General features: G+C 60.3%; 20 protein-coding genes. 7 read left to right on the top strand and 13 right to left on the bottom strand.

Going from position 1 to position 22,845, the window contains the following annotated elements; genetic code table 11:
- Positions 1-271: 271 nt before the first annotated feature.
- The gene (locus tag CKW17_RS04380; protein ID WP_095118869.1) at positions 272-1,225 is read left to right on the top strand and encodes a PDR/VanB family oxidoreductase; all 954 of its coding nucleotides are present in this window, start codon (positions 272-274) and stop codon (positions 1,223-1,225) included.
- A 36-nt stretch (positions 1,226-1,261) separates the two neighbouring features.
- Complete coding sequence (locus CKW17_RS04375) at positions 1,262-2,335, top strand: aromatic ring-hydroxylating dioxygenase subunit alpha (RefSeq protein WP_095118868.1); 1,074 nt, start codon at positions 1,262-1,264, stop codon at positions 2,333-2,335.
- Between the two features lie 95 nt (positions 2,336-2,430).
- On the opposite strand, the gene CKW17_RS04370 is transcribed toward CKW17_RS04375, so the two are convergent.
- The 12 genes from CKW17_RS04370 to CKW17_RS04315 all read right to left on the bottom strand — a co-directional run bounded on the left by CKW17_RS04370 (position 2,431) and on the right by CKW17_RS04315 (position 16,413).
- Entirely contained in the window at positions 2,431-3,225 is a 795-nt protein-coding gene (locus CKW17_RS04370) for a cyclase family protein (RefSeq protein WP_095118867.1), read from the bottom strand.
- Entirely contained in the window at positions 3,203-4,204 is a 1,002-nt protein-coding gene (locus CKW17_RS04365) for an NAD-dependent epimerase/dehydratase family protein (RefSeq protein WP_095118866.1), read from the bottom strand. Before CKW17_RS04365 ends, CKW17_RS04370 begins: the two co-directional genes overlap by 23 nt.
- A 9-nt stretch (positions 4,205-4,213) precedes the next feature.
- The gene (locus CKW17_RS04360; RefSeq protein ID WP_095118865.1) at positions 4,214-5,197 is read right to left on the bottom strand and encodes a fumarylacetoacetate hydrolase family protein; all 984 of its coding nucleotides are present in this window, start codon (positions 5,195-5,197) and stop codon (positions 4,214-4,216) included.
- A complete protein-coding gene (locus CKW17_RS04355; RefSeq protein WP_095118864.1) occupies positions 5,194-5,775 on the bottom strand; it encodes a cupin domain-containing protein in 582 nt (193 codons plus the stop codon). Before CKW17_RS04355 ends, CKW17_RS04360 begins: the two co-directional genes overlap by 4 nt.
- A gap of 13 nt (positions 5,776-5,788) precedes the next feature.
- Positions 5,789-7,036 (bottom strand): MFS transporter, encoded by a 1,248-nt coding sequence (locus tag CKW17_RS04350; protein ID WP_095118863.1) that lies wholly within the window; start codon positions 7,034-7,036, stop codon positions 5,789-5,791.
- Positions 7,026-9,500 carry an RND family transporter gene (locus tag CKW17_RS04345; RefSeq protein ID WP_095118862.1) on the bottom strand — a complete coding sequence of 825 codons (2,475 nt, stop codon included), beginning with the start codon at positions 9,498-9,500 and terminating at the stop codon, positions 7,026-7,028. Before CKW17_RS04345 ends, CKW17_RS04350 begins: the two co-directional genes overlap by 11 nt.
- 4 nt (positions 9,501-9,504) lie before the next feature.
- Positions 9,505-10,608, bottom strand: coding sequence for a YCF48-related protein (locus tag CKW17_RS04340; protein ID WP_095118861.1), 1,104 nt, complete (start codon positions 10,606-10,608; stop codon positions 9,505-9,507).
- Positions 10,609-10,668: 60 nt separating this feature from the next.
- Positions 10,669-12,057, bottom strand: a complete 1,389-nt coding sequence (locus tag CKW17_RS04335; protein ID WP_095118860.1) for a DUF1329 domain-containing protein — start codon at positions 12,055-12,057, stop codon at positions 10,669-10,671.
- A 12-nt stretch (positions 12,058-12,069) separates the two neighbouring features.
- On the bottom strand, positions 12,070-13,767 hold the full coding sequence (locus CKW17_RS04330) for a DUF1302 domain-containing protein (protein ID WP_095118859.1): 1,698 nt from the start codon (positions 13,765-13,767) through the stop codon (positions 12,070-12,072).
- A gap of 56 nt (positions 13,768-13,823) precedes the next feature.
- On the bottom strand, positions 13,824-14,960 hold the full coding sequence (locus CKW17_RS04325; protein ID WP_095118858.1) for an FAD-dependent oxidoreductase: 1,137 nt from the start codon (positions 14,958-14,960) through the stop codon (positions 13,824-13,826).
- A 134-nt stretch (positions 14,961-15,094) separates the two neighbouring features.
- Entirely contained in the window at positions 15,095-15,457 is a 363-nt protein-coding gene (locus tag CKW17_RS04320) for a Rieske (2Fe-2S) protein (RefSeq protein WP_095119034.1), read from the bottom strand.
- A gap of 14 nt (positions 15,458-15,471) precedes the next feature.
- The gene (locus CKW17_RS04315) at positions 15,472-16,413 is read right to left on the bottom strand and encodes a VOC family protein (protein WP_095118857.1); all 942 of its coding nucleotides are present in this window, start codon (positions 16,411-16,413) and stop codon (positions 15,472-15,474) included.
- A 257-nt stretch (positions 16,414-16,670) separates the two neighbouring features.
- Between CKW17_RS04315 and CKW17_RS04310 the strand changes: the two genes are divergently transcribed.
- The 4 genes from CKW17_RS04310 to CKW17_RS04295 all read left to right on the top strand — a co-directional run bounded on the left by CKW17_RS04310 (position 16,671) and on the right by CKW17_RS04295 (position 20,846).
- Complete coding sequence (locus CKW17_RS04310) at positions 16,671-17,633, top strand: LysR family transcriptional regulator (protein ID WP_007910238.1); 963 nt, start codon at positions 16,671-16,673, stop codon at positions 17,631-17,633.
- Between the two features lie 59 nt (positions 17,634-17,692).
- Positions 17,693-18,850: a S9 family peptidase gene (locus CKW17_RS04305; RefSeq protein WP_095118856.1), complete on the top strand. Its 1,158-nt coding sequence runs from the start codon at positions 17,693-17,695 to the stop codon at positions 18,848-18,850.
- A gap of 188 nt (positions 18,851-19,038) precedes the next feature.
- Positions 19,039-20,388, top strand: a complete 1,350-nt coding sequence (locus CKW17_RS04300; protein ID WP_095118855.1) for an amidohydrolase family protein — start codon at positions 19,039-19,041, stop codon at positions 20,386-20,388.
- An 11-nt stretch (positions 20,389-20,399) separates the two neighbouring features.
- The gene (locus CKW17_RS04295) at positions 20,400-20,846 is read left to right on the top strand and encodes a heme-binding protein (RefSeq protein ID WP_095118854.1); all 447 of its coding nucleotides are present in this window, start codon (positions 20,400-20,402) and stop codon (positions 20,844-20,846) included.
- Here CKW17_RS04295 and CKW17_RS04290 read toward each other — a convergent pair.
- Positions 20,831-21,766, bottom strand: coding sequence for a LysR family transcriptional regulator (locus CKW17_RS04290; RefSeq protein ID WP_095118853.1), 936 nt, complete (start codon positions 21,764-21,766; stop codon positions 20,831-20,833). The genes CKW17_RS04295 and CKW17_RS04290 overlap by 16 nt on opposite strands.
- Positions 21,767-22,117: 351 nt before the next feature.
- Between CKW17_RS04290 and CKW17_RS04285 the strand changes: the two genes are divergently transcribed.
- Complete coding sequence (locus CKW17_RS04285) at positions 22,118-22,546, top strand: hypothetical protein (protein WP_095118852.1); 429 nt, start codon at positions 22,118-22,120, stop codon at positions 22,544-22,546.
- The last annotated feature ends 299 nt before the right edge of the window (positions 22,547-22,845 follow it).

Genomic DNA, 22,845 nt, shown 5'->3' with positions numbered 1-22,845 from the left:
GATCCTGCAATTTGGTTGACACCGCAACTAAATTATCTGAGGATTCACTCAGCCTGACATTGCGGACGATGCGCCGCATGATACGCCGTAGCACAACCTCAAAAAAATAATTAACAGGTCTTGCTTATGAACCCTCGCCAACCGTGCCCTTCCGTGGCGCCCATGATTTCCCACCGTTTCTACTTCTTCGCGCCCGGCTGATTCGTCACCCGCTCGCACCCTTTTTTGCCGTTCGTTTTTCAGCAGCCACTTCAATGTGGAGGGAGAAGTCATGCTTCAAGTCAACGTCACCCGCAAAGTCGTCGAGGCCGAGGGTATTTGCAGTTTCGAGCTGTGCGCAGCGGACGATCAGCCGTTACCACCTTTCAACGCCGGTGCACATATCGACATCCACATTGCCGGCGGCCTCACCCGGCAGTACTCGCTGTGCAATGACTCCAGAGAGCGTCATCGCTACGTGATCAGTGTGCTGAAGGATCCCGCCTCTCGGGGTGGCTCCACTGCGATGCACGACACCATCAGCCAAGGCCAGACACTCAGCATCAGCGAACCACGCAACCTCTTCCCACTCGCGGACTCAGCCAAGCGCCAACTGCTGTTTGGCGGCGGTATTGGCATTACGCCGATGCTGGCAATGGCGCATGAGCTTCATCATCAAGGCGCGGATTTCGAGCTGCATTACAGCTTTCGATCCAGCGAGCGTGCCGCGTTTATCCAATACCTGCGACAAGCGCCGTTCGCCAGCCACGTGCATTTGCATGACGACAGCGGATCGCCCGAACAGAAACTCGACGCAACCGCCCTCCTCGCCGCGCCAGATACCACGACTCACCTTTACGTGTGCGGCCCCGCCGGTTTCATGAATTTCATCCTCGACACCGCGCAGATCGCTGGCTGGCCCGAAGATCGCGTGCACAGAGAGTTCTTCGCCGCCGCACCTGTCGATGCAAGCGCTGATTCGCCTTTCGAAGTTCAACTGGCAAGCACAGGACAGATTTTTTACATCCCCGCCGATCGCACTGTTTTCGAGGTGCTCGATGAGGCCGGGATTGCCATCGAATCATCGTGCGAGCAAGGCGTCTGCGGCACCTGTATCACGGGCTTGCTCGAAGGCATTGCCGATCATCGTGATCAGTTCATGACGGCTGCAGAACACGCTGCCAATGACCGTTTCACCCCGTGCTGCTCACGTGCCAAATCACCCCGCCTGGTATTGGATCTTTGACCTGAACCGAGCATCGACCGCTCGCCGGAGAACATCATGACTACCGCTGCCCAACCCCTCGCACATGAAATTGCCCCGGCCACTGCGCCGAGCTTTCCCCTCGATCAATGGTATGTCGCGGCCTTGAGCCGGGAACTGAAAGACCAACCCCTTGGCCGTACGTTGCTGAACAAACCGGTGGTGCTTTTTCGCGCGGCAGATAACCAGGTCGCCGCGCTGGAAGACCGCTGCTGCCATCGCGCATTGCCCTTGTCCGGCGGCACAGTGGAGGAACGCGGTTTGCGCTGCGGTTATCACGGTCTGCTGTTCAATGAAGGCGGGAAATGCATCGAAATTCCGGGCCAGGACAAGATCCCGAGCAAAGCCAAAGTCCCTGCCTACCCCGTCCGGGAGCAGGATCAGATCATCTGGATCTGGTTTGGCAGCGCCGAGCATCCTGAGCCGACATTCGCGCCACCGGTCTATGACGTGCACAGCAGCGGCAAATACCTGTTCGACGGTGATGTCTATCACTACGACGCGCCTTATCAACTCATCCACGACAACCTCATGGATCTCAGTCACCTGGGCTATGTCCATCTGCACACCATCGGTGGTAACGCCAGCATCCACATGAACGCGCAGATGAGCGTGGACGGGGATGACTCGATGGTTCGCGTGGTTCGCCACATGCCCGATTCCGTTCCGCCGCCGACCTACACCGCGGCCTACCCGTTCAAAGGCAACATCGACCGCTGGCAGGAGATCGAATTTCACTTCAATCACCTGCGCATCTGGACCGGCGCGATCAATGCAGGCACGGACGACCTGAACAACCCGGATCGAGGCGGTTTTCATATGCGCGGTTTTCACGGCGTAACGCCGGAAACAGACACTTCAAGCCACTATTTCTGGACCATGGCCACCAACCCTGAACATGATCCCGAAGCCGTCACAGCCAAAGTTCTGCATCAGACGCGATTGACGTTCGACGAAGACAAAGTGGTGATCGAAGCGCAGTACCAGAACATCTGCCGCTTCGGTACACGTCCGATGATTGATATTCATGTCGACGTCGGGGCCAATCGTGCTCGTAGAATAATCGAGCGACTGCGCAATCCAACGGGTTGATTGCTTCAGAACAGTGGCGGCGGCAAACGCCGTCCACTGTGTTCAAAGCCTGCCGTTCTCTTACTGTCGTTAAAGGAATGCCTCAAACAGCCCGATCACTCTTCGAAAATAGCCACTGCGCGCACAAAACCTGCCGACGCATGCCGGATCTTGTAGGGAAAGCACGACACCGTGAAGCCGCTCGCGGGCAAGGAGTCGAGGTTGGCCAGTTTTTCCATTTGCCCGTAGCCGATATCGCGCCCGGCCTTGTGCCCTTCCCAGATGATGGAGGCATCGCCGCTGGCAGAAAAACGCTCACGGGTGTATTTGAACGGCGCGTCCCAGCTCCAGGCGTCAGTGCCGACCACGCGCACGCCGCGTTCCAGCAGATACATCGTGGCTTCGCGCCCCATGCCGATGCCAGCATCGAGGTAACCCGGCTGACCGAACAGCGCACCGGCACGTGTGTTGATCAGCACGATATCAAGTGGTTGCAGCACATACGAGATACGCGCGAGTTCCGCTTCGACCTCTTCTGCCGTGACCACGTGACCGTCGGGCAAATGGCGAAAATCCAGTTTGACCCCCGGCTGCAAGCACCAGTCGAGCGGCAACTCATCAATGCCAAACGCCGGCTCACCACCATCGGTGGTCGAGGCGTAATGCCAGGGCGCATCCATGTGGGTGCCGCTGTGGGTGGTGATCTGCAAACGCTCGGCGGCCCACGACTCATTGCCGGGCATCTGCTCAAGCTGCAAGCCCGGGAACATCGCGGCCATTTCCGGCCAGCCTTGCTGGTGATCCATGTAATCGATCTTCGGCAACAGCGGTGGCGGGTCTGTGTACGGGTTGTTATCGAGGGTCACCGAAAGGTCGACCAGACGACGTTTACGCTGGATGGGCTGTGACATGAGGCGTATCTCCGTTCAACGGCAGAGGCCGATAAGGGGCTGGGTTGAGGGCGTTGCGAATAAGCGTGGCGACGCTGCCGTCATGGCTGAAGCCAGCAGCGCGCGCCTGCGGGGTTTTCAAGGGCGGCATGCGCCCGAACAGGGTTTCGAGGTCAAGGTCAGCGGCGAAACTGATCAGCGCACGGCGTTGCTCGCCGTAAGTTGCCGCCAGTGCGTCAATGACCTGGGCGATGGACAAATGCAGCACCGGCAGTTGCCAGACCCGCTGTTGCGCGGTGGCGTCATCCAGTTCGGCGGCGTGGATCAGGTTGTTCACGCAACAGCGCGCCGACATCCACCACGCTGTTGCTTGCGGTGACACCGGGCAGCAATACTCAGCGCCCTCGGCAAAGGCACGCATCAAGTCGCTCATGAAGGCCGAGCGCAAACCGTTGGGTTCGCGTGGGCGCGCGACAATGCCCGGCAGGCGCACCGCGCGACTGTCGACTTCACCGCGCCGACCCAGATCGATCAGTGCGCGCTCGACCATCACCTTGTGAGTGCCGTACGACAGTTGCGGGTGCAGTTCAGCCTGCTCGTTCATCTTTGCCGGCAGATCAGCGCCGTACACCGCGACGCTGCTGGCATACACCAACACCGGAGGTCGCGCCTTGTTGCGCAGTTGATCAAGCAGCTCGAGGCTGGCGAGCAGGTTGACCTGATAACCCAGTTCGTAATGCGCCTCCGCTGCTCCGCCGGGGATGCTGACCAAGTGAAACACCACGTCGATGCCATCGGCCAGGACACGGCGCATCAACGCCGCATCCGTCACGCTGCCGCTGTGCCGACGCAGGCGCGGATCGTCTGGCAGGCCTTGGACATCGGTGTCCAGCACCAGCAACGAACGAATGACTTGCCCGCGCAAACTGCCGCGCGCGAGCAGACAACGCAGCAGTTCGCGGCCGACAAAGCCATTGGCTCCGGTAATCAGTACACGCATGGGCGTTCCTTAGCCGTGGGCCTTGACGACGCGTTGATCGATCGCGCCAAACAGTGACTGAGCATCGCTGCCGGTGACGTCCATGCGCACGCGATCGCCGAAACGCATGAAGCCTGTCACCGGCGCGCCCTGCTCGATCATCTCGATGGCCCGACGTTCGGCGATGCACGCCGAGCCGACGTTGCGCTCGGCGTTCGACACCGTGCCGGAACCGATCAGGGTGCCGGCGCGCAAGCGCCGGGTTAAGGCCGCGTGGGCGATCAGTTGGCCAAAATGAAAGTTCATCTGCGCGCCGTGCGGCTGGCCAAACCACTCGCCGTTCCACTGCACTTGCAGGGGCAAATTGACGCGGCCGTCTCGCCAGGCTTCGCCGAGTTCATCCGGGGTAATCGCCAGTGGGGCAAAACTGGAGGACGGTTTGGCTTGCAGAAAACCGAACCCGGTGCGCATTTCCCGCGGTGCCAGCGCACGCAGGCTGACATCGTTGATCTGCAGGATCAGTTTGATGTGCTGCAACGCGTTTTCGGCTGAACAGCCCATCGGCACATCATCGACCAGCACGACAAATTCGCCTTCGAAATCGATGCCCTGGCTTTCACTCGGCAGTTCGATGTCATCGTGAGCACCGATGAAGTCATCACCGGCGCCCTGGTACATCAACGGCGTGCGATCAGCGCCTTCGATCGGGTCGAGGTTGAACGCCTTCTGCATCAGTGCACCGTGACTGAGAAACGCCGAGCCATCGCACCATTGATAAGCACGCGGCAACGGCGCCATCGCCTGCGCGGGGTCGAAGGCAAAGGCCTCGCGGCAATCTTGGTTTTCAAGTTCACGCGCCAGGGCTTGCAAACACGGTTCGGCTTCAGCCCAGTTTTCGATGGCTTGCTGCAAGGTCGGCGCTACCGAACGGGCGTCCAGCGCCCGGGCCATGTCGCGCGAAACCACCACCAATTGGCCGTCACGGCTGCCGTTTTTCAAGGTTGCGAGCTTCATGCCGTTTCTCCCGGGCAGTCTTGCAGTTCAGCGGCAAAGCGCCCGTCCAGCAGAATAAACACCATGCGCGCCATGGCCTCGGCGTGGTTGCTCCACGCGTGATTGGTGCCACGTTGAACCACCACGTCGCCGCGTTTGAGGTGGACCTCTTCATCGTCGAGCACCAGCCAGACTTCGCCTTCGGTGACGATGCCGTAATCGAGGGTTTCGGTGCGGTGCATCAGTTTGTGCCGCGAGTTCGCTTGGCCGGTGCCGGCATGCGCCTGGCCAATCTCGGCAAACGCGGCCGCAGCATCGGCAGCGCTGACCTGGTTCTGCACGCTGTCCGGCGGAATGTCGACGACGCGAATCACACTGCCCTGCGGGCCGGGGCTCAGCTGTAAGGGTTTGCTGGTTGGATCATCGGCATTGTCGAGCAGTGCCGGACTGCCGCCGCTATTCCATATTTCATGAAACACCGTGCCCGGCACCGATTGCAGTGCGAAGACGTTGGCAGTTGCTGCGTGACTGGCGACGACCGCGCGGCCTTGGGCATCATGCCCGGTGACCACGCGTTTGAATGGGGGAAGCGCTTGCATGGAAAATCCTCGTTCAATGGCCGTTGCTGATGGAGTCGCGACCGCCGACATGGGAGCGGGTCAACAGTCCACCGAGCCTCGGCACGGACAGACAAAACAGCGCCACAACCAGTTGCAGCCAACCGATCATGGCCAGTGCTTGAGGCAACGCCGTGGAAGCCCCGGAAGTGATGGCGAGTACCACCAGCGGGCTGATGAACTCGCCGGCAAAAATCGCTGCGGTGAAACACCCCGCCGCTCGGCCACGCTGAGCAAAACCGACTTGCGCCATGATCCAGGTGATCAACGTCGGCAACATCAGGCCGATGCCAAGACCGTTGACCAGAACAGCCACCACCACTTGCGCGTGACTGCCGGCGGCGGCCATCAACAAGCCGCCAATACCGGCCAGGCCATAGGCAATCAGCAACAGATGCTGGCTGCGCAGACCGCTCAACAAACGGAAACTCAAGGCGCCGACGAGCACGCCGAGTTGATTGGCGCCCATGGTCATGCCGATCTGCTGCGGCGCATCCACGTGCAACAAGTTGAGCAAGTAGCCGGCCTGCACCGGCACGATGAACAGGCTCAGGCCCGCGAGCAGCGACAACGCATACAGGGGCGTCAGTGCGCGCCACGGAAACAGGCGCGGGACTGGCACCGGCAATGTTGCTGCCGGTTGCACGCGGGGTTGCGGTTCCCAGAGTTTCCACGCCATCAGCGGCAGGAAAATCAGCCCGACCGCGTACAGCGCAAACGGTGTACGCCAGTCGTCCTGGCCGAGAAAGCCACCCAGCGCGATAAACACCGCAGCGGACAGTGAGGTCGCGACCATCTGCAACGCGAACAAGCGCTCGCGTCGGGCGCCGCTGTAGTAGTCGCCCATCAGCGTCGTGCAGCAGGTCATGATCCCCGCCTCCGCCAGACCGATCCCGGCGCGGCTGGCGACAATCGCCGGCAGCGAATCGAGCCACAGCGGCAACACACCGCAGAGCGTGTACAGGGCCATGCTCGCCAACAACAGCGGTTTGCGTCCGAGCCGATCGGCGATGACCCCGGCAAACGGTGCCAGTAATGCAATCATCAATGCCGGCAAGGTCAGCACGATCGGCACCAGCACGGTGCTGCCCGCGACCTCGGCAAAATGGGCCTGCATGCGCGGCAATACCGGTGCGAGCAATACCGCGCCGAGCACCGGCAGACAGCTGCCGAGCAGCAACAGCAACGACTGCGTCAAACCGGCGTGGCGGCAGCTGTTTTCAAATGAAGACTCAACGGCCATGACAGGTCTCCCGGTGGCGCGCTTGGTGAATATCTACCGCCACGGCTCGCGACGGCAGGGCCCGATTGATTGCTTCAGTCGGCGTTTCTGCGTCGGTGTTCGTCCGCCGTGCAGGCAGCAGAAAGTACGCCAGCGCTGGCAACAGCAGCAGCGCGCCGACCATGTTCCAGACGAACATGAACGCCAGCAGCACGCCCATGTCAGCCTGGAATTTGATTGGCGAGAAGATCCACGTGGCCACGCCAATGGCGAGCGTGATGCCGGTGAGCATCACCACTTTGCCGGTGGACACCAGAGCGCGGTAATAAGCCTCGGACAGGCTCGCGCCCTGGCGCAGATGGCCGAGCAGGATGCTCATCACGTACAACGCATAGTCGACGCCAATGCCGACACCCAACGCGATGACCGGCAACGTCGCGACCTTCACGCCGATGTTCAGCCAGACCATCAATGCTTCACAGAGGATCGAGGTGACCATCAGTGGAATCACCGCGCACAACGTGGCGCGCCACGAACGGAAGGTGATCAGGCACAGCACGATCACTGCGCCGTAGACCCAGAAGAGCATCTCGCGATTGGCCTGCTTGACCACGATATTGGTCGCCGCTTCGATGCCGGCATTGCCCGCTGCCAGGAGGAACTGCACATCATCGTTGTTATTGGCGGCGGCGAATTGCTCGACGTGCTCGACCAGCCGCGTCAGCGTTTCAGCCTTGTGATCGGTGAGGTAGGCGTACAGCGTCAACAGGCTGCAATCCTCGTTGTACAAACCGCGTGGCGCACTGGCGGTGATCATATTGAGCATCGCCTGATTGTTCTGCAGCTCGTACCACTTCGCGCTGCCTTCGCTGAGGCCAACCAGCATGCGCCGGTTGAGCAAGGCCAGCGAGTTGGTCGAATCCACCCCCGGCAATGCACGCAGTTGCCAGTCCAGCGCATCGACTTTGGCAAGGATGTCGTAACGCGCACACTGCCCGGCCGGAGTCTTGACCATCACTGCGAACAAATCACTGCTGGCGCCGTAGTGCAGGGTCAGAAAAGCATCGTCCTGGTTGTAGCGTGAGTCGGCCCGCAGCTCCGGCGCGCCGGCATCCAGATCACCGATCTTCAATTGCAGGCTGACCACAAAGCCCAATGCCGCCAACGCCAGGCTGATGGCAATGCACAGGCTGGCCCAGCGACGTCGGGTAAACAGATCGAGAAAACGCCAGAAGCCATGACGCCGCGCGCCGGCCTGATCGTTCTGCTCGCTCTTCAGGCTCAATTGCGCCGCGCGCGGCGTTACGCCGACATAGGACAGCAACACCGGCAGCAGAATCAGGTTGGTGAAAATCAGCACCGCCACGCCGATGCTGGCGATCACGGCCAGATCCTGAATCACCTGGATCTTGATCAGCATCAGCACGGCGAAACCCACAGCGTCGCAGAGCAATGCCGTCAGCCCGGCCAGGAACAGTCGGCGAAAGGTGAAGCGCGCGGCAACGACCCGAGGCATGCCGCGACCGATGTCCTGCATGATGCCGTTCATCTTCTGCGCACCGTGACTCATGCCGATGGCGAACACCAGAAACGGCACCAGCACCGAATACGGATCCAGTTGATAGTCGAGCAACGGCAACAGGCCCAGTTGCCAGACCACCGCCACCAATGAGCAGAACACCACTAGCACCGTGCTGCGCAGGCAGCGTGTGTACCAGAACAACACGGCGGTGGTGATCAGGATCGCGACGGCGAAGAACAACAGGATCTGCTTGAGCCCGGCAATCAGGTCGCCGACCTTTTTCGCGAAACCGGTGATGTGAATGTCGATCCTGTCGTTCTGGTACTCGCTGCGCAACGCTTCCAGTTGCTCCGACAGCACCGAGTAATTCAGCGCCTGGCCGTCGGCCGTCGTCGCCAGCAACGGCACGTAAATGATGCTCGAGGTTTGATCGAACGCTACCAGTTGGCCGAGTTCGTTAGAGCGCTGCACGTTGCGGCGCAAGGCCTCGAGACTGGCCGGGGTGCCAGCGTAATCGTCCGGAATCACCGGGCCGCCATCCAGTCCGTCTTCAGTCACTGCGACCCAGCGAGTTGCCGGGGTCCACAGCGACTTCATGTAGGCACGGTCGACGCCGGGCAGCAGGTAAAGCTTGTCGCTCAACGCCTGCAGGGTTTTCAGATAGTCAGCGTCGTAGATATCGCCCTGGCGATTGGCGACGACAATGCGCAAGGAGTTGCCCAGACCGCTGAGCTGCTTTTGATGTTGCAGATAATTGGCGATGTAAGGTTGTTGCGTGGGAATCATCTTTTCGAAACTGGCGTTCAGCTCGACGCGCGTGGCCTGATAGCCCAGGAAAAGCGTGGTCACCAGGCACACCAGCAACACCCACAACCGGTGATTGAACAAAGTGCGTTCCACGACCGAGCCGGAGCGCGGGTCGAAACTCGCCAGGCTGGCCGTGGCGTTGTCGAATGGTTTCATAACCTCACTCCGAAGCTGTTGCAGTGGGCGACGCCAGGCGCGTCACCCCGGTGAAACCGGCCAGCACCAGGCTGCCATCGGCGGCCTGCACGACACTGGAAATCGGTTTGCCCAGCGGTTTGCCGAAAGGCTGCAGGGTGGGTGCGTCGCCCGTGGTGCGAAACATTGCGCCCGCCTGATTGACCAACAACAGCTGGCCGTCAGCGCTGCGAATCGCTTCACTGAAGGACACCGGCATCGGTACGGGCGCGGGCACGAAGCTGTTGCCGTCGTCGGTGGAAATGAACGCGTTGCCTTTCAGTCCTGCCGCCAGCAGCGTGCCGTCATCGCGTACTTGCAGGGCGAAGAAGCTGCCGCTGTACGGGCTGTCGAGCGCGACGAAAGATTGTCCGCCGTCCTCGGAACGGGCCACATAGCCTTGCTCGCCGGCGATGAACCACCGCTCGCCGTGTTGTGCGATGGAATACAGATGCGCGCCCATCGGATTGTCGATCTGGCCCATCAGCGACTGCCAGCTCACGCCGCCGTCCTCGGTGGTAAACGCGAGGCCGTAGGCGCCGACGATCAGGCCGTGACGCGCATCGGTGAACTTGAGGCTCAGAAACGGTTTGTCCGCGCCTTCGCTGACCATCCGTTCGGCGGTTTGCACGCGTGCCGCCGCTGCGTCGGGGTCACTGGCGGTTGGCAGTTGCTCGCGTGCGGCGTGCAACTCCAGTTGCGCAGCGCGGTTGCCGTCCAGTTGCAAAACCCAGTTTTCGCCACCGTCGTGGGTGACCAGCACCGCACCGGCATGGCCGACCGCCCAGCCGGTATTGGCATCGACAAACTGCACCGCCGTAAGGCTGACGGAGACCGGCACCTGCGCCTGCCGCCAATTGATGCCGTTGTCATCGGAGAGCAAGACGATGCCGCGTTCGCCGACCGCCACCAACCGCGCACCTGCCCGCGCCAGATCAAGCAAGACCGCTTGCCGGGCCTGCGGCGCGCGCATCGCCGGGGTGTGCAATACATCCTCAACGGCAGCAGCCTGAGCCTGGCTCACGGGTAATACGCAAGGCAGCGCCAGTAACGCTAACAACCGCCCGAGCACCTGACAGATTCTGTTCATACCGACCTCGAAACCACCTGTGAAACCGGATCGCCACAGCGTGTCGCGATCCGGCCCGATTCAACGAACCCCGGCACCCGCCATCGCCGCCGGCGAGAATTCAGACGCCTTGTAGCGATCGACCACGCCGTATTGTTCAGGCAGACCGGTGTAGACGTTCTGGATAAACCAGGCGCCGGAGGTCAGGTCGTAGAAACCCGAAGACAGCTGCGCTTGCGCTGGTAGATCCGGCAGCACGGCCGGTAGCGACCACAAGGTTTTGGCGAGTTGACCGTTGGCGTCCCAGCGATCGCCGAGCATCGCTTGCCAGGTATCTTCGTCGAGGTAGTAGCGGCCCTTCGGCAGTTGGTGACGCTTGCCCGGCGCGAGTTCGGCGTCTACCACCCACACGCGATGCAATTCCCAGCGCACGTAATCAGGATTCATGTGGTGGGCCAGAAACAGGTCTTCCGGTTTGCCGGCCGTCAGGACCTTGTTGGTGTTGTAAGGGATATACACTTCCTGCTTGCCGACCAGTTTCCAGTCGAAGCGATCGATGCGTCCCTGGAACACGCTCAACTCATCGAACGACATCACCCCGGCGGTGGCCGGCGTCGGTGTGTCGCAGCAGGCATTCGGTAATTTGCGCACGCGGCGCTGGCCGGTCAGATAAACGTGAGCCTGGGACTTGTCGCCGTTGATATTGGTCCGGCCCATGATTTGCTCACCGGCACGCAACGGCGGGCCGACGTTAAGCAGACGGAACAGCCAGTAATCACCGGCGAAGCTTTCCGGCGTGCCGTCCTGGTAGTAATACGGCATGTCCTGAATCGCCTGGCCGTCGGTGGTCATCACCTGTTTGCCATCTGCGGTCATCAGGTAATGGCGAAAGTGCATGGCCAGTGACGTGCCGCGCCAGTTGAGGATGTGGTTCCACATGGCTTCGGCGCCGTTGTGCGGAATCGGGAATGGAATACCGCCAAACGCGCCTTCGGGCACCGGGCCAGCGCTGCTGTCGACCAGCTTGGCGCTGGTGGCATTTTTCAGGGTGTTGTCATACACCCATTGCGGTGCGGCGGCCGAGCGACGGGTCGGATAGACGTCAATGCGATAGGTGTCAGGAAAACGCTTGAACATCTCCTTGGTGCCATCGCTGAGCTTGGCGGCGTATTGCGCCAGATTCTTTGAGGTGATGCTGAACAGCGGCTTGTCAGCCGCAAACGGATCGCTACGTTTGCCGCCCGGTTTGTACGCGGGGTCGACCTTGGTGTAACCGCCCTGCCAGGCCGGAATGCTGCCGTCGGCATTGCCTGCGCGCTCGGCACCCATTGGCGTGAGACTGCTCGACAGTTTGGCCGCCTCTTCTGCGGTGGCCGCAGTTGCAACCTGGCTCAGGACGGTCAGCGTTCCGAGCAAGGCAAAGCACAGAGCCTTCAGCCGTGGGAAGCGATTGTGGTGGTGAGAAGTCATGCGCAAGTCCTCTTAAAACGTGGTCTTGACGGAGAAGGCGAGGTAATCCCGATCCTTCAGCGATTGCTTGTAATTGAACTGGCTGAGGCCGTTGAGGTTGGTGTCCTCGGCGCCGTAGTAATGCGTGTAGGTCAGGCCGGCCGTGACGCGATCGAGGTAAGTGGCGGTAATGCCGATGTTGATGTCGCCACCCTTGTCCGGGCCGAACGAGCTGACCACCGCTGATTTGCCCAGCGGGAAATAACTGACGCCAACCGGAATGCTGATATCGATGCCGGAAGAGAACTGGCGATAGGTCGGCGTATAGACGACTTTGAAACCCAGGCCATCATCGGTGGCGTTCGGGTCCAGCGCGGTGCGATTTTTAGTGACGCTGAGCAGGCGGTTCCACGCCACTTCGCCAACCAGTCCGGACTCGCGGGCGATAAAGTTCGGGCCAAAGGACGCCAACACGTTCAGGTTGACGTGAGCGGTGCGACCCACGGCGTAGAGCGCGTCGTCATCGTTGTCGGCAATGACGCCGGGCAGCACGGTCTGACCGTTCGAAACCAGCGGCATGTTCCAGCGCATCGACGCTTCACCGGCGAAGCTGTACTCGTCCACGGTGGTGGAAAAACTCGCGCCCAGCGCGCGAATATCTTCGGGGTAAACCCAGTAGTACTCGCCGATCTGGCCGGTGCTGAAGTTCGGCGCCGCCGTCGACGGTTTCAGATACAGCTTCGGCGTCTTGTCGTGGTACTGGATGGCGTAGAGGCCGTACTCGACGGTCTCAGCGCTGTATTTCAGTTGCAGACCGCCCTGCCCCGAACTGCGCGCTTCCTTGTCATTACCGTGGAAAAACGCCGCGGGACTGGCCGGGTTACCGCCAAGGAATGCAGGAAACGGCGCACCGACGATCAGACTCTCATTGCCTTCGCCAATGGTGTCGCTGGTGGAGAAATAACTGCCAGCGGCGGGCAGGCGGGTTTCTTCCCATTCGAGTTGGTAGTAGGCGCCGAGCGAGACGTCGTCAGTCAGCTGGAAGGTGCCTGACAGTTGATTGACCGGACGGGTGATTTCCTTGAACTGCGTGTTAGGCACCGACTGCGCCTTGACCACGTCAACCGGGGCCATGCCACCGGCAATGCCGTTGGCGCCGAAGAACAGGCTCTCGCCCCAGATCAGACCATGACGACCGGCGCGCACCGACGTTGCGCGATCGGCCACTTCACCGTTCCAATAAACGAAGGCGTCGAGGATTTCGCCGTCACCACCGTGCAGATGACGGGTGTCGTCGGTGAACTCGTCGTAGCCAACGGAGCGCGCGTTGGCGCGGGACGGATCGTTATTGTCGTTGTTGCCCTGGTACTCGCTGTCGTACCACGCTGCACCGCTCAAACGTGCGCCGAAATCCTGAAACGACAGATCCAGCTCCGAGAGGATGTCGGTGCGATTGGAAATCAGGCCTTTTTTGAACGCACGATCGCCATCGTCCTGGTTGAGCGCCACCTGACCCTCGGTCAACTTGCTGCTCGGATTCTGCGTGCGCCAGGCAGCGCTGTACTTGACCGTGTTGTCCCAACGCAGCTTGAAATCCGGGTTGCCGGTATCGATGTCGAAAGCGTGAGCGGCCTGGCTGCACAGCACCAGCAGCGCAGCAACGCTCAAACCAAAGGGTGCAGACGAGCAGACCGGGCGACGCGCGAGCGCCGCAGTCGTAGAACTAACCATCGCGTTAACCTCTTGTTTTTATAGTGGTAACTGCTGTGGATGCGTTGCAGGTGGGCTTAGATTGGCTCGGCAGTGCGCGCGAGCATTTGCTTGACCAGGCCAATGCGATCGAAGGCGCGGTCGTGTTGCATCTCCTTGTCGCCGGCCAGCACCGAGCTTTCGCTGATGTATTTGCAACGCTCGAAGCGCCGCGCCATGAAGCGCTGCAACTGCTGCTCGACGCTGGTGGAGGCGGACTGCTCGCGAGTGAGTTCTTCGCTGAGCACGATCGCGTCTTCGATGGCCATGCCGGCGCCTTGACCGAGGTGCGGCGTGGTCGCGTGGGCCGCATCGCCGATCAGCAGGACGCGTCCGCGATGCCACGGCTCATCGACGAACACCACTTCCATCGGCTTGTAGACGACCTGGCTGTTGTCGGTGATTTGCTCGCGCAGTTCGCCGATCAGCCCGGTAAAGCCTTGCAGGCGCTGGCGCATCTGCGCGGCCAGATCGGCAGGATCCATCCACGGATTGGACGGTTCGTGGGACGTCAGAAACAGGTACATCAAGTTACCGGCCAGCGGCACCAGCCCGGCGTTGCCGTCGGCGCTTTGATAGTTGGCCAGATGATCGATCTGTGGTGCGCGGGGAAAGTTGTAGCGCCACACCGATTGGCCCGTGAAACGCGGGGTGTAGGCATCGCCGAAGACCAGGCTGCGCACTTTCGAGAACAGTCCGTCGGCACCGACCACCAGGTCGTAGTGGCCGCGATTGCCGTCGGTAAACAACACATCGACCTCTGTGCCGTTGTCGTCCAGCGCTTCCACACTCAGGCCCAAACGCACGTTGGCACCGAGTTGCAGGGCGGTTTCGCTGAGGACTTTGTGCAGCGCCAGGCGGGAAATACCGACGTTGGCGGGATACTGCGGGCCGGCCAGTCGCTGACCCGGAATGCGCGCCAGTTGCTGCCCGCCGGGGCCGTAGATAGCGACGTCTTCGAAGGCATAAGCGGCATCGAGATAGCCGTCGAGAACGCCGAGCTTGGCCATTTCACGGACGACGTTGCTCTGCTGAATAATCCCGACGCCATAGACTGTCCATTCGGACTTGAGCTCGATCAGGTCGACCTCGATACCTTTACGCCGCAAGGCGATGGCCGCACACAAACCGCCGATACCACCGCCCACGATCAGAACGTTGTTCACTGCACTCATGGTGTTCTCTCTTTTTATTCTTGTGATCGATGCTGCGTCGGGCACGGCATCGTTGGATGAAGCTTCCCGGCAAAGCAGGGATTTGACTAATCGCGAGTAAGGATGCGATGTATCGCCGTACGCGATACCTCGATTTATCCCGGCTGCGGCAACCCTTCAGGCATTCGCACCAGCAGCCAGCCGTCCTTCTCGTAGGTCGGCAGCGCCTCCAGCGTCTGGCCCAGGCATGGGCCGTAGATGCACTCGCCGGTCGCCGGCAGAAATTGCGCGCCGTGGGCGTAGCAGACGATCAGTTGGCCATCGGCGGACAAGAAACGGTCCTTGCGATACTCCAGGCGCACGTCCAGATGCGGACAACGGTTGCGATAGACCCGCACCTGATGGTCATGACGCAGGGCAAACACGCTGTCGCGGCCCTGCGCCAACGGATCGAATCCGCGCGCCCGGCCCTCCTCCAGTTCGTCCAGCCGACACAATGGCTGCGCAATAGCGCTCATGATCAGCGCCGGCCTCAACCGAGTTTCGGCGGCGGTCCGCCCGGGGCCCATTTTTCTTTCGCGCTGAACAGGAACAGCTGCGAGTTATCCGCCGACAACGGTGCGCGACGGGCCTCCCAGGCGTCATCGTGCTTGTCCATGTCAGCGTCGTATTCAATGTGGCAGCCCAGTGGACTGTTGAAGTACCAGAACCAGTTGGAGCCAAACAGGTGACGGCCCGGGCCCCAGAAACTGGTCCAGCCTTTTTGCTCGAAACGCGTCCCGGCCAGCAGCACTTCGGTGCCACTGCCCATGTGGAAGGTGAAGTGTTCGCAGCCTTTCATGTGCGGCGGGGTCTGGATCATGAACAGGCAATGGTGATCATCGGAGCCTGCCGGGCGCATGAACGGCCCGGCGCCAATGAAGGTGTCGGTGGTGCGAAAACCCAGGCGCTCGGCGTAAAAAGCTTCAGCTTTCGCCGCATCGGGCACGAAATACACCACGTGCGACAAAGTGCGCGGGACAGCGCCCATATCGAGGGTAATGCCCGGCTGGTTAAGCGGCCGCTGTGGCGCATGGCCGGCGGCGTTGGTCAGGTCATCCGGTGCGCTGTAAGGCTTGCGTACAGTGACCTGAAAAGCGATGGCGAAACCCATGTCGTCAACGCTGTGCAGCACGCCGTTTTGATCGCGACTGACGGGGCGGTCACGGGCCAGCTCATCTTCGATGGCATCCAGATCGCTGAGCGCAGCGACCCCGTAGACCGTCTCGCGAATCGACGGCGCCGGGCCGATTGCCGCCGGCAAATCAGGATCGTCGGCTCGACGAATAATCACGGCGGTGCCGTCCAGCGCTTCGAAACGCCCGCCGTTGCTGTCAACGCCGACCGGCGCAAGGCCGTAGTCGCGCAGGCAATCGGTGCAGGCTTGAATGTCATCGACGCCAAAAATCAGGGCATCAAGGCCAATGATGTTCATGGCTTACCACTCCATTGAAATTATGATCCGGTGACTGTCGCCATGGACGCCTTGCAGCGCGCCGGGCCTGACTGGAAACCGGTGGTGGTGTCGGCAGCAGGGCCGACTGCGGCGAAGATTGGCGCAAGGGCTGACAGCTGACTAATCGCGAGTCGGGATGCGACCTATCGGCAAACGCGATACCTGCGACGAAGGTTGACGTGTCGATGGATTCGTTCGAATGTATTGCGAAAATAAATACAAGAACGGACCTGCCCATGCGTTTCAACCATCTGGACCTGAACCTGCTGGTCGCGCTCGATGTATTGCTCGAAGAGCAGAACATCACCCGCGCTGCCGAACGCCTGCACATGACCCAATCCGCCACCAGCGGCGTGCTCGCGCGATTGCGCACCTACTTTGAGGATGAGCTGCTGGTCCAGGTCGGACGCAAGATGCAGCCCACGCCCTATGCCACGGAACTGGCCAAACCGGTACGTGAAGTCCTGCTGACGATCCAGTCTTCAATCACCGCTAAACCGGTGTTCGACCCGGCCACCAGCAAGCGTCATTTTCGCTTGGTGACCTCGGACTATCTGATCAGCGTGCTGTTCGCCCAAGTGATCCAGAACATTCATCAGCAAGCGCCCAACATCACTTTCGAAATGCTTGGGCCCAGCGACAATTCCGGCGAGTTGCTGGTACGCGGCGAGGTCGACCTGATGATTGTTCCCGAGCGCTACATCATTGAAGGCCACCCTTCGCGCCTGCTGTTCGAGGAAGAACACGTGTGCGTGGTGTGGCAAGGCAATACGCAAGTCGGCGACACCCTGACCCTTGAGCAGTACATGGAGATGGGCCATGTCTCGGTGGGCTTTGGCCGTACCCGACACATGAGCATCGAAGAGTGGTTCATGAATCAATACGGCTTCAATCGGCGCATTGAAGTGATCACCAGCGACTTCAATACCCTGCCGCAACTGATTGTCGGCACGCAGCGCATCGCCACGATGCACCAACGTCTGGCGAACCTCTACGCGCACTATCTGCCGCTGCGCATCCTGCCGCCGCCGGTGAAGATTCCGGTCATGCGCGAGTACATGTTGTGGCACCGCAGCGTTGATGGCGACCCGATGCACCGCTGGCTGCGCGAACGCATCAGCGAATCCATCCAGCATCTGCAACACGTGCCCATCGTATCTCGCGATACCTCGTATCCGCCGTCACGATTGGCCAATTAGTCGGGTGATCCTTAACGTGCCTTGGGAATGCCAAGGCAACCATAAGGACAACAATAATCATGTTTCGCTATTTCCCGACCAACTACGTTTGGAATCTCTCTGTCGACCTGGCCATTGAAATGGGCGCGCGCATGGGCGAAATCGAAGAGATGTGCGCCCCGCTGCAAGAGGCGGCCAAGCAGCCGGACGCCGCCGGCACTCGAGCCTTTCGCGAAACCTGGGCGAAAATGGCCGACAAGCTCTGCGGTCTGGCCGAGGAAGACGAAGGCAATGGCCGGATGCTCTCGGCTGGCGAAAAATACAACCGCGCCGCCACTTACTATTTGACCTGCGAGCGTTTGCAAGCCCACGGCGCTCCGGGACGTACCGAGCTTTATCAGCGTTTTCTCCAGACCTTCAAGCGCGGCGTCGAACTGTCGCGTGAAAACTGTGAACGGGTGGAAATTCCTTACGAGGGCAAACATCTTTCCGGCTTGCTGGTGCGCGCCGAAGGCGTCGAGGGGCCGGCGCCGATACTGGTGCAGGTCAACGGTCTGGACTCGACCAAGGAAATGAAATACCGCGTGGGTCTGCCAGCGTGGCTGGCGAAACGCGGCATCTCTTCGCTGATCATCGACCAGCCCGGCACCGGCGAAGCGCTGCGCCTGCATGGCCTGACCGCACGATTCGACAGTGAGCACTGGGCCAGTCGCGTGGTTGACTGGCTGGAAACCCGAGGCGATGTCGATGCCACTCGCATTGGGCTCGAAGGTGTCTCGTTGGGCGGCTATTACTGCCCGCGAGCGGTTGCATTCGAACCACGCTTCGCCTGCGGCGTCGTGTGGGGCGCCAACCACGACTGGCGTGATGTGCAAAAGCGTCGACTGGAAAAAGAAGGCAGCTTCCCGGTACCGCATTACTGGGCGCATGTCTGCTGGGTCTGGGGGGCCAAGGACGTCGAAGAGTTCATGACCATCGCCGAAAACGTCCACCTCGATGGCGTGCTCGACCGCATCAAAGTGCCGTTCCTCGTGACCCATGGTGAGCAGGATTCACAGATTCCGTTGAAGTGGGCGCATCGCACCTACGAACAACTGGTCAACAGTCCAAAATGTGAACTGAAAATCTTCACCGAACGTGAAGGCGGCGTGCAGCATTCGAGCTTCGACAACAGCATCAATGCCGGGCAATACATTGCTGACTGGGTTGCTGAAACCCTTGGCGGTCGCACCGCTTGATCCACTGAAAAACACGCCATAAAAAACGCCGGACAATCTTTCGATTGTCCGGCGTTTTGCATTAACGGATTCAAGCGCTGGCGCAGCTATTGATGCCGTCAATACTCAGCCATCGATGCAATCTGCTGGTCGTCCCCTCGCCTGCTCTCTAGCCTCTCTTTGCAGAACAATCACATAGCGAAGACGCCATGACTGCCCTGCACCTGAAATGCCAGACCCTGTTTGACGGCACCGGACTGCAAACCCGCCAACAACAGACATTGATCGTCGAAAACGGCCTGCTCAGTTACGTCGGCGCTACCGCGCTGGCCCCCTCTCCCCAGCCAGGCGATACACAGGTGGATGCGGGGGATAATTTCGTGATGCCGGGGCTGGTGGATGTGCACACGCACCTGGCCTTCGGCAACGCGCAAAGCGAAGAAGACATTGATCTGTGGACCAGCGACGAATTTCGCGCGTTGCGCGGGATGTTCTTCGCGCAACACGTGCTGGCTGCCGGCGTCACCAGCATGGTTTGCCCCGGCGACAGCGGCCAGCTCAGCATCGCCGTGCGCAATGCGGTGACCGCTGGTTTATTTGAAGGTCCGCGCATCGCGGCGAGCAGCCGCGTCATCACCAATCGACAGAGTCTGAATGACTGGTTCCCGAGCCGGGTGGGTGCTCCTGAATACTTCACCGCGCAGTTGGTCACCAGCCGTAGCGATGCGCTCGCAGAAATACGCAAGCAGGCCAAGGACGGCGTCGACCTGATCAAGATCGCCATGGACGGCACGCACCGCCGCCCCAACGGCGAAATCATCGCGGCCTTCACCGCCGACGAAACCTTCGAAATGGTTGAGGAAGCGCATCGTCTGGGCTGCAAGGTCGCCACCCATGCCTACGGTCGCGAAGCCGTGATGTACGCGGCGCGTGCAGGCGTTGATCTGGTTTTCCATGCCTTTTACATGGACGACGCGTGCATCGAAGCGTTGCTCGAGGCCGGCAGCATCCTTGCCCCTACCATGACGTTCCCGCAGAACACCGTGGACTTCTGCCAGCCCCATGATCCGGCTATCAGCACCGGTTATGCCGGTTATTGTGCTCGCACATTGGAGGTCGGTTCGGCGGTACTCAAACGCGCCAAAGCGGCCGGCGTACCGTTCGCCTGCGGCAGTGATAGCGGGTTCGCGGTAACGCCTTACGGCGAATGGCACGCCCGTGAACTGGAACTGCTGGTGACCCGGCTCGGATTTACCCCGGCCGAAGCGTTATACGCCGCGACCGCTGTCGGTGCGCGCTGTATGCCGCGCGGTGAAACCCTCGGCTCGCTGCAAGTGGGCAAGCAGGCAGACTTCCTCGTACTCGACGGTTCACCACTGGACGACATCCGCCTCCTTCAGGATCGTTCGCGCCTGAAGGCCGTTTACAAGGCTGGCCAACCGGTGCGCATGGATCGCAGCCCCTACAACCCCAAGCAGGTGTCCGATTTCAACTCGCTGAAGTGGACCGATCTTTACACCCGCGACCGCGTGGCCCAACTGGGCAAGTGGGCCGTATGAGGACTGAGCTCATGCAACGACTCGACTTGCTGACCGCCACGAACATGGCAAGCGATGCCATTCGCATTGCTCGGGAAACCGGGATCAAACCGCTGGGCGTTGCCGTACTGGATGCCGCCGCCCATCCCTTGGCGATATTGCGCGACGAACACGCCACTTTCCTGCGCACGCAAATCGCCACCGGCAAGGCACGCGGTTGTCTGGGCATGGGTTTTGGCGGACGTGAACTGGCGCGGCGCGCGCAGGCCATGCCGGCGTTTTTCGATGCGATCAACAGTTTGACCGGCGGCGAGGTGATTCCCGTGGCGGGTGGTGTGCTGATCCGTAATGCCGAGGGCGTGGTGCTCGGGGCTATCGGCATCAGTGGCGATACCTCGGACAACGACGAGCGCTGCGCATTGCTGGCCATAGCCAAGGCTGGATTGGTCGCCGACAGCGGCGATCAGACAGAGGGTTGATCAAGCAACGCGGCCTGTTCCAGAAGCAGGTCGCGAAACCATTGCATCGCTGGGTCATGTTCTTGATAGGGATGCCATTGCAAGACTTGAACGGCTTCGGGGAACGCCAGCGGTGCCGGATGAATGCGCAACGGATAACGCTGGGCGAAGCGCTGCGCCTGTCGTTGAAACACCGTGGCAATGCGCGCGGTGCCGACAATGAACTGCGGCATCAGCACAAAGCTTTCAATGGTCACGGCCACTTGCCGCTCAATCCCGAGCTCATGCAGGTGCATGGCGTCCAACGCCAGGTTGTGCCCGTCGGCAAACTCGCGCACCACATGCGCCGCGGCGCGATAGTCGGCCATGCTCAGATGCTCGGCAAACTGTGGTTGTTGCGCGCAGACGATACAACAGAGCTGGTCAGTCATGAGCGACACATGGGGATAGGCCGGGTTCAACCGTCGCTGCGGCACGATCACGCAATCACTGCGCCGATAATCGAGCGCTTCGCTGACGACATCACCGTCGCGTGGCACCGGCATGTCGCGCAGGCTCAAGCGAATATTCGGAGCGATACGCGCCAATACACGGCTGACCGCTGGAAGCAGCACGTCGGCGACATAGTCGGAGGCTACCAGAGTGATATGTCGGTCGCAGTTCGCCGGATCAAAATTCAACGGCGCGTCGACGACTTCCCGTGTCAGCGCCAACGCTGCACGCACTTTTGGCAGCAACTCCAGGCCCAGCGCCGTGGGTTCCAGGCGGCGCCCCACTTGCACCAGTAACGGGTCGTTGAAATGTTCACGCAAGCGGCCCAGTGTCGAACTGGCAGCTGACTGCCCCAGGCACAGACGCTCGGCCGCCCTGCTGACGCTGCATTCGCTCAGTAAAGCGTCCAGCGCAACCAAGAGATTAAGGTCGAGGCGTCGATATCGCATGTGGGTTCCGCTGAAGGTGATGGTGACGTTTTTGCGCCCGGTTTGCGGGCAGGATCAAAAACGAATCATGACCTTAGCGAGCTGTGTAGCAATGCGCCAATCGCATGCGTCGTTGGGAGGTATCGCTAACGAAGATACCAAGCGCCAATGCGCGCTATAGCAGGTAAGCAAAAGCCCTGCGACCACTTTTGATGGAGAGCAACTCATAGGTTGCTCGAAAATCGATGCTCGTGGATGACGGTAATCGGCCAAAAGCTGACCGTCAGCATACTCCCCTCAAAGAACTCCTGATCTATAGTCACTGAAGAGTCCATAGGGCGCGGTAAAATTCAACTCGCAGGGAGCGTATGAATGACTCGTTTGCAAACACTCAAGTTGATTCAGATAGCCATTGCCCTTCCAGCCTATACCGTACCTTCAAGCACTACATTCGTCTTCACTCTTTGGTTCACCATCACCTCGACGATCAACCTGTTCACCTCACAATCCTTTTCAGGTTGGGGGGTGATCATGTTGTGGCTTCTGCTGTCGCTGTTCTCGCAATGGGCATGCTGGAGCATTTTTTCCGACTCGCTGGAGGACAGCCCCTCTGTGCAACACCTGCCACTACTTGTACTTGGGGTATTGTTAACACTGATTTTAGGTTTGAGTGCCTGGGTCCTTTTTCACATAGGCCTAATCTGGCTTATGTGCGGTACACAAGGCATTGCAGCCGGCGTTCTTATGACGATCAGTTGTGTGAGAAAAAGACGTCAAACTGGCGACATGCTCAGTGAATGAGTTCATCAGGGTGTCGGCCGTTTGCTGAGAGTGGAGGCGTAAAGCAGATGTTCTCTATCAGCCCATGCAACCGTTCGGGTGCGGCAGCGCCCGGTCAAAACACGCCACTCCCGAGCGGCTGCTTTTGGACGATTGCTGCCTGTCAGAGGGGTATAGCTCCAAATTGTTAGATTCCCTGGCAGCGCCTTGACCCAAAAGCTCGGGCGGGTTGCCTGGATTGCTGACTCAAAGGTGGTAGATGGCATAAAAATATCTTTTTGCGATGTCAAAAAGCTAGCTGGTCACGCATTGAAAATTTA

The sequence above is a fragment of the Pseudomonas sp. Irchel s3f10 genome (assembly GCF_900187515.1).
Classification (GTDB): domain Bacteria; phylum Pseudomonadota; class Gammaproteobacteria; order Pseudomonadales; family Pseudomonadaceae; genus Aquipseudomonas; species Aquipseudomonas tensinigenes.
This window is presented reverse-complemented; position numbering and strand designations above follow the sequence as displayed.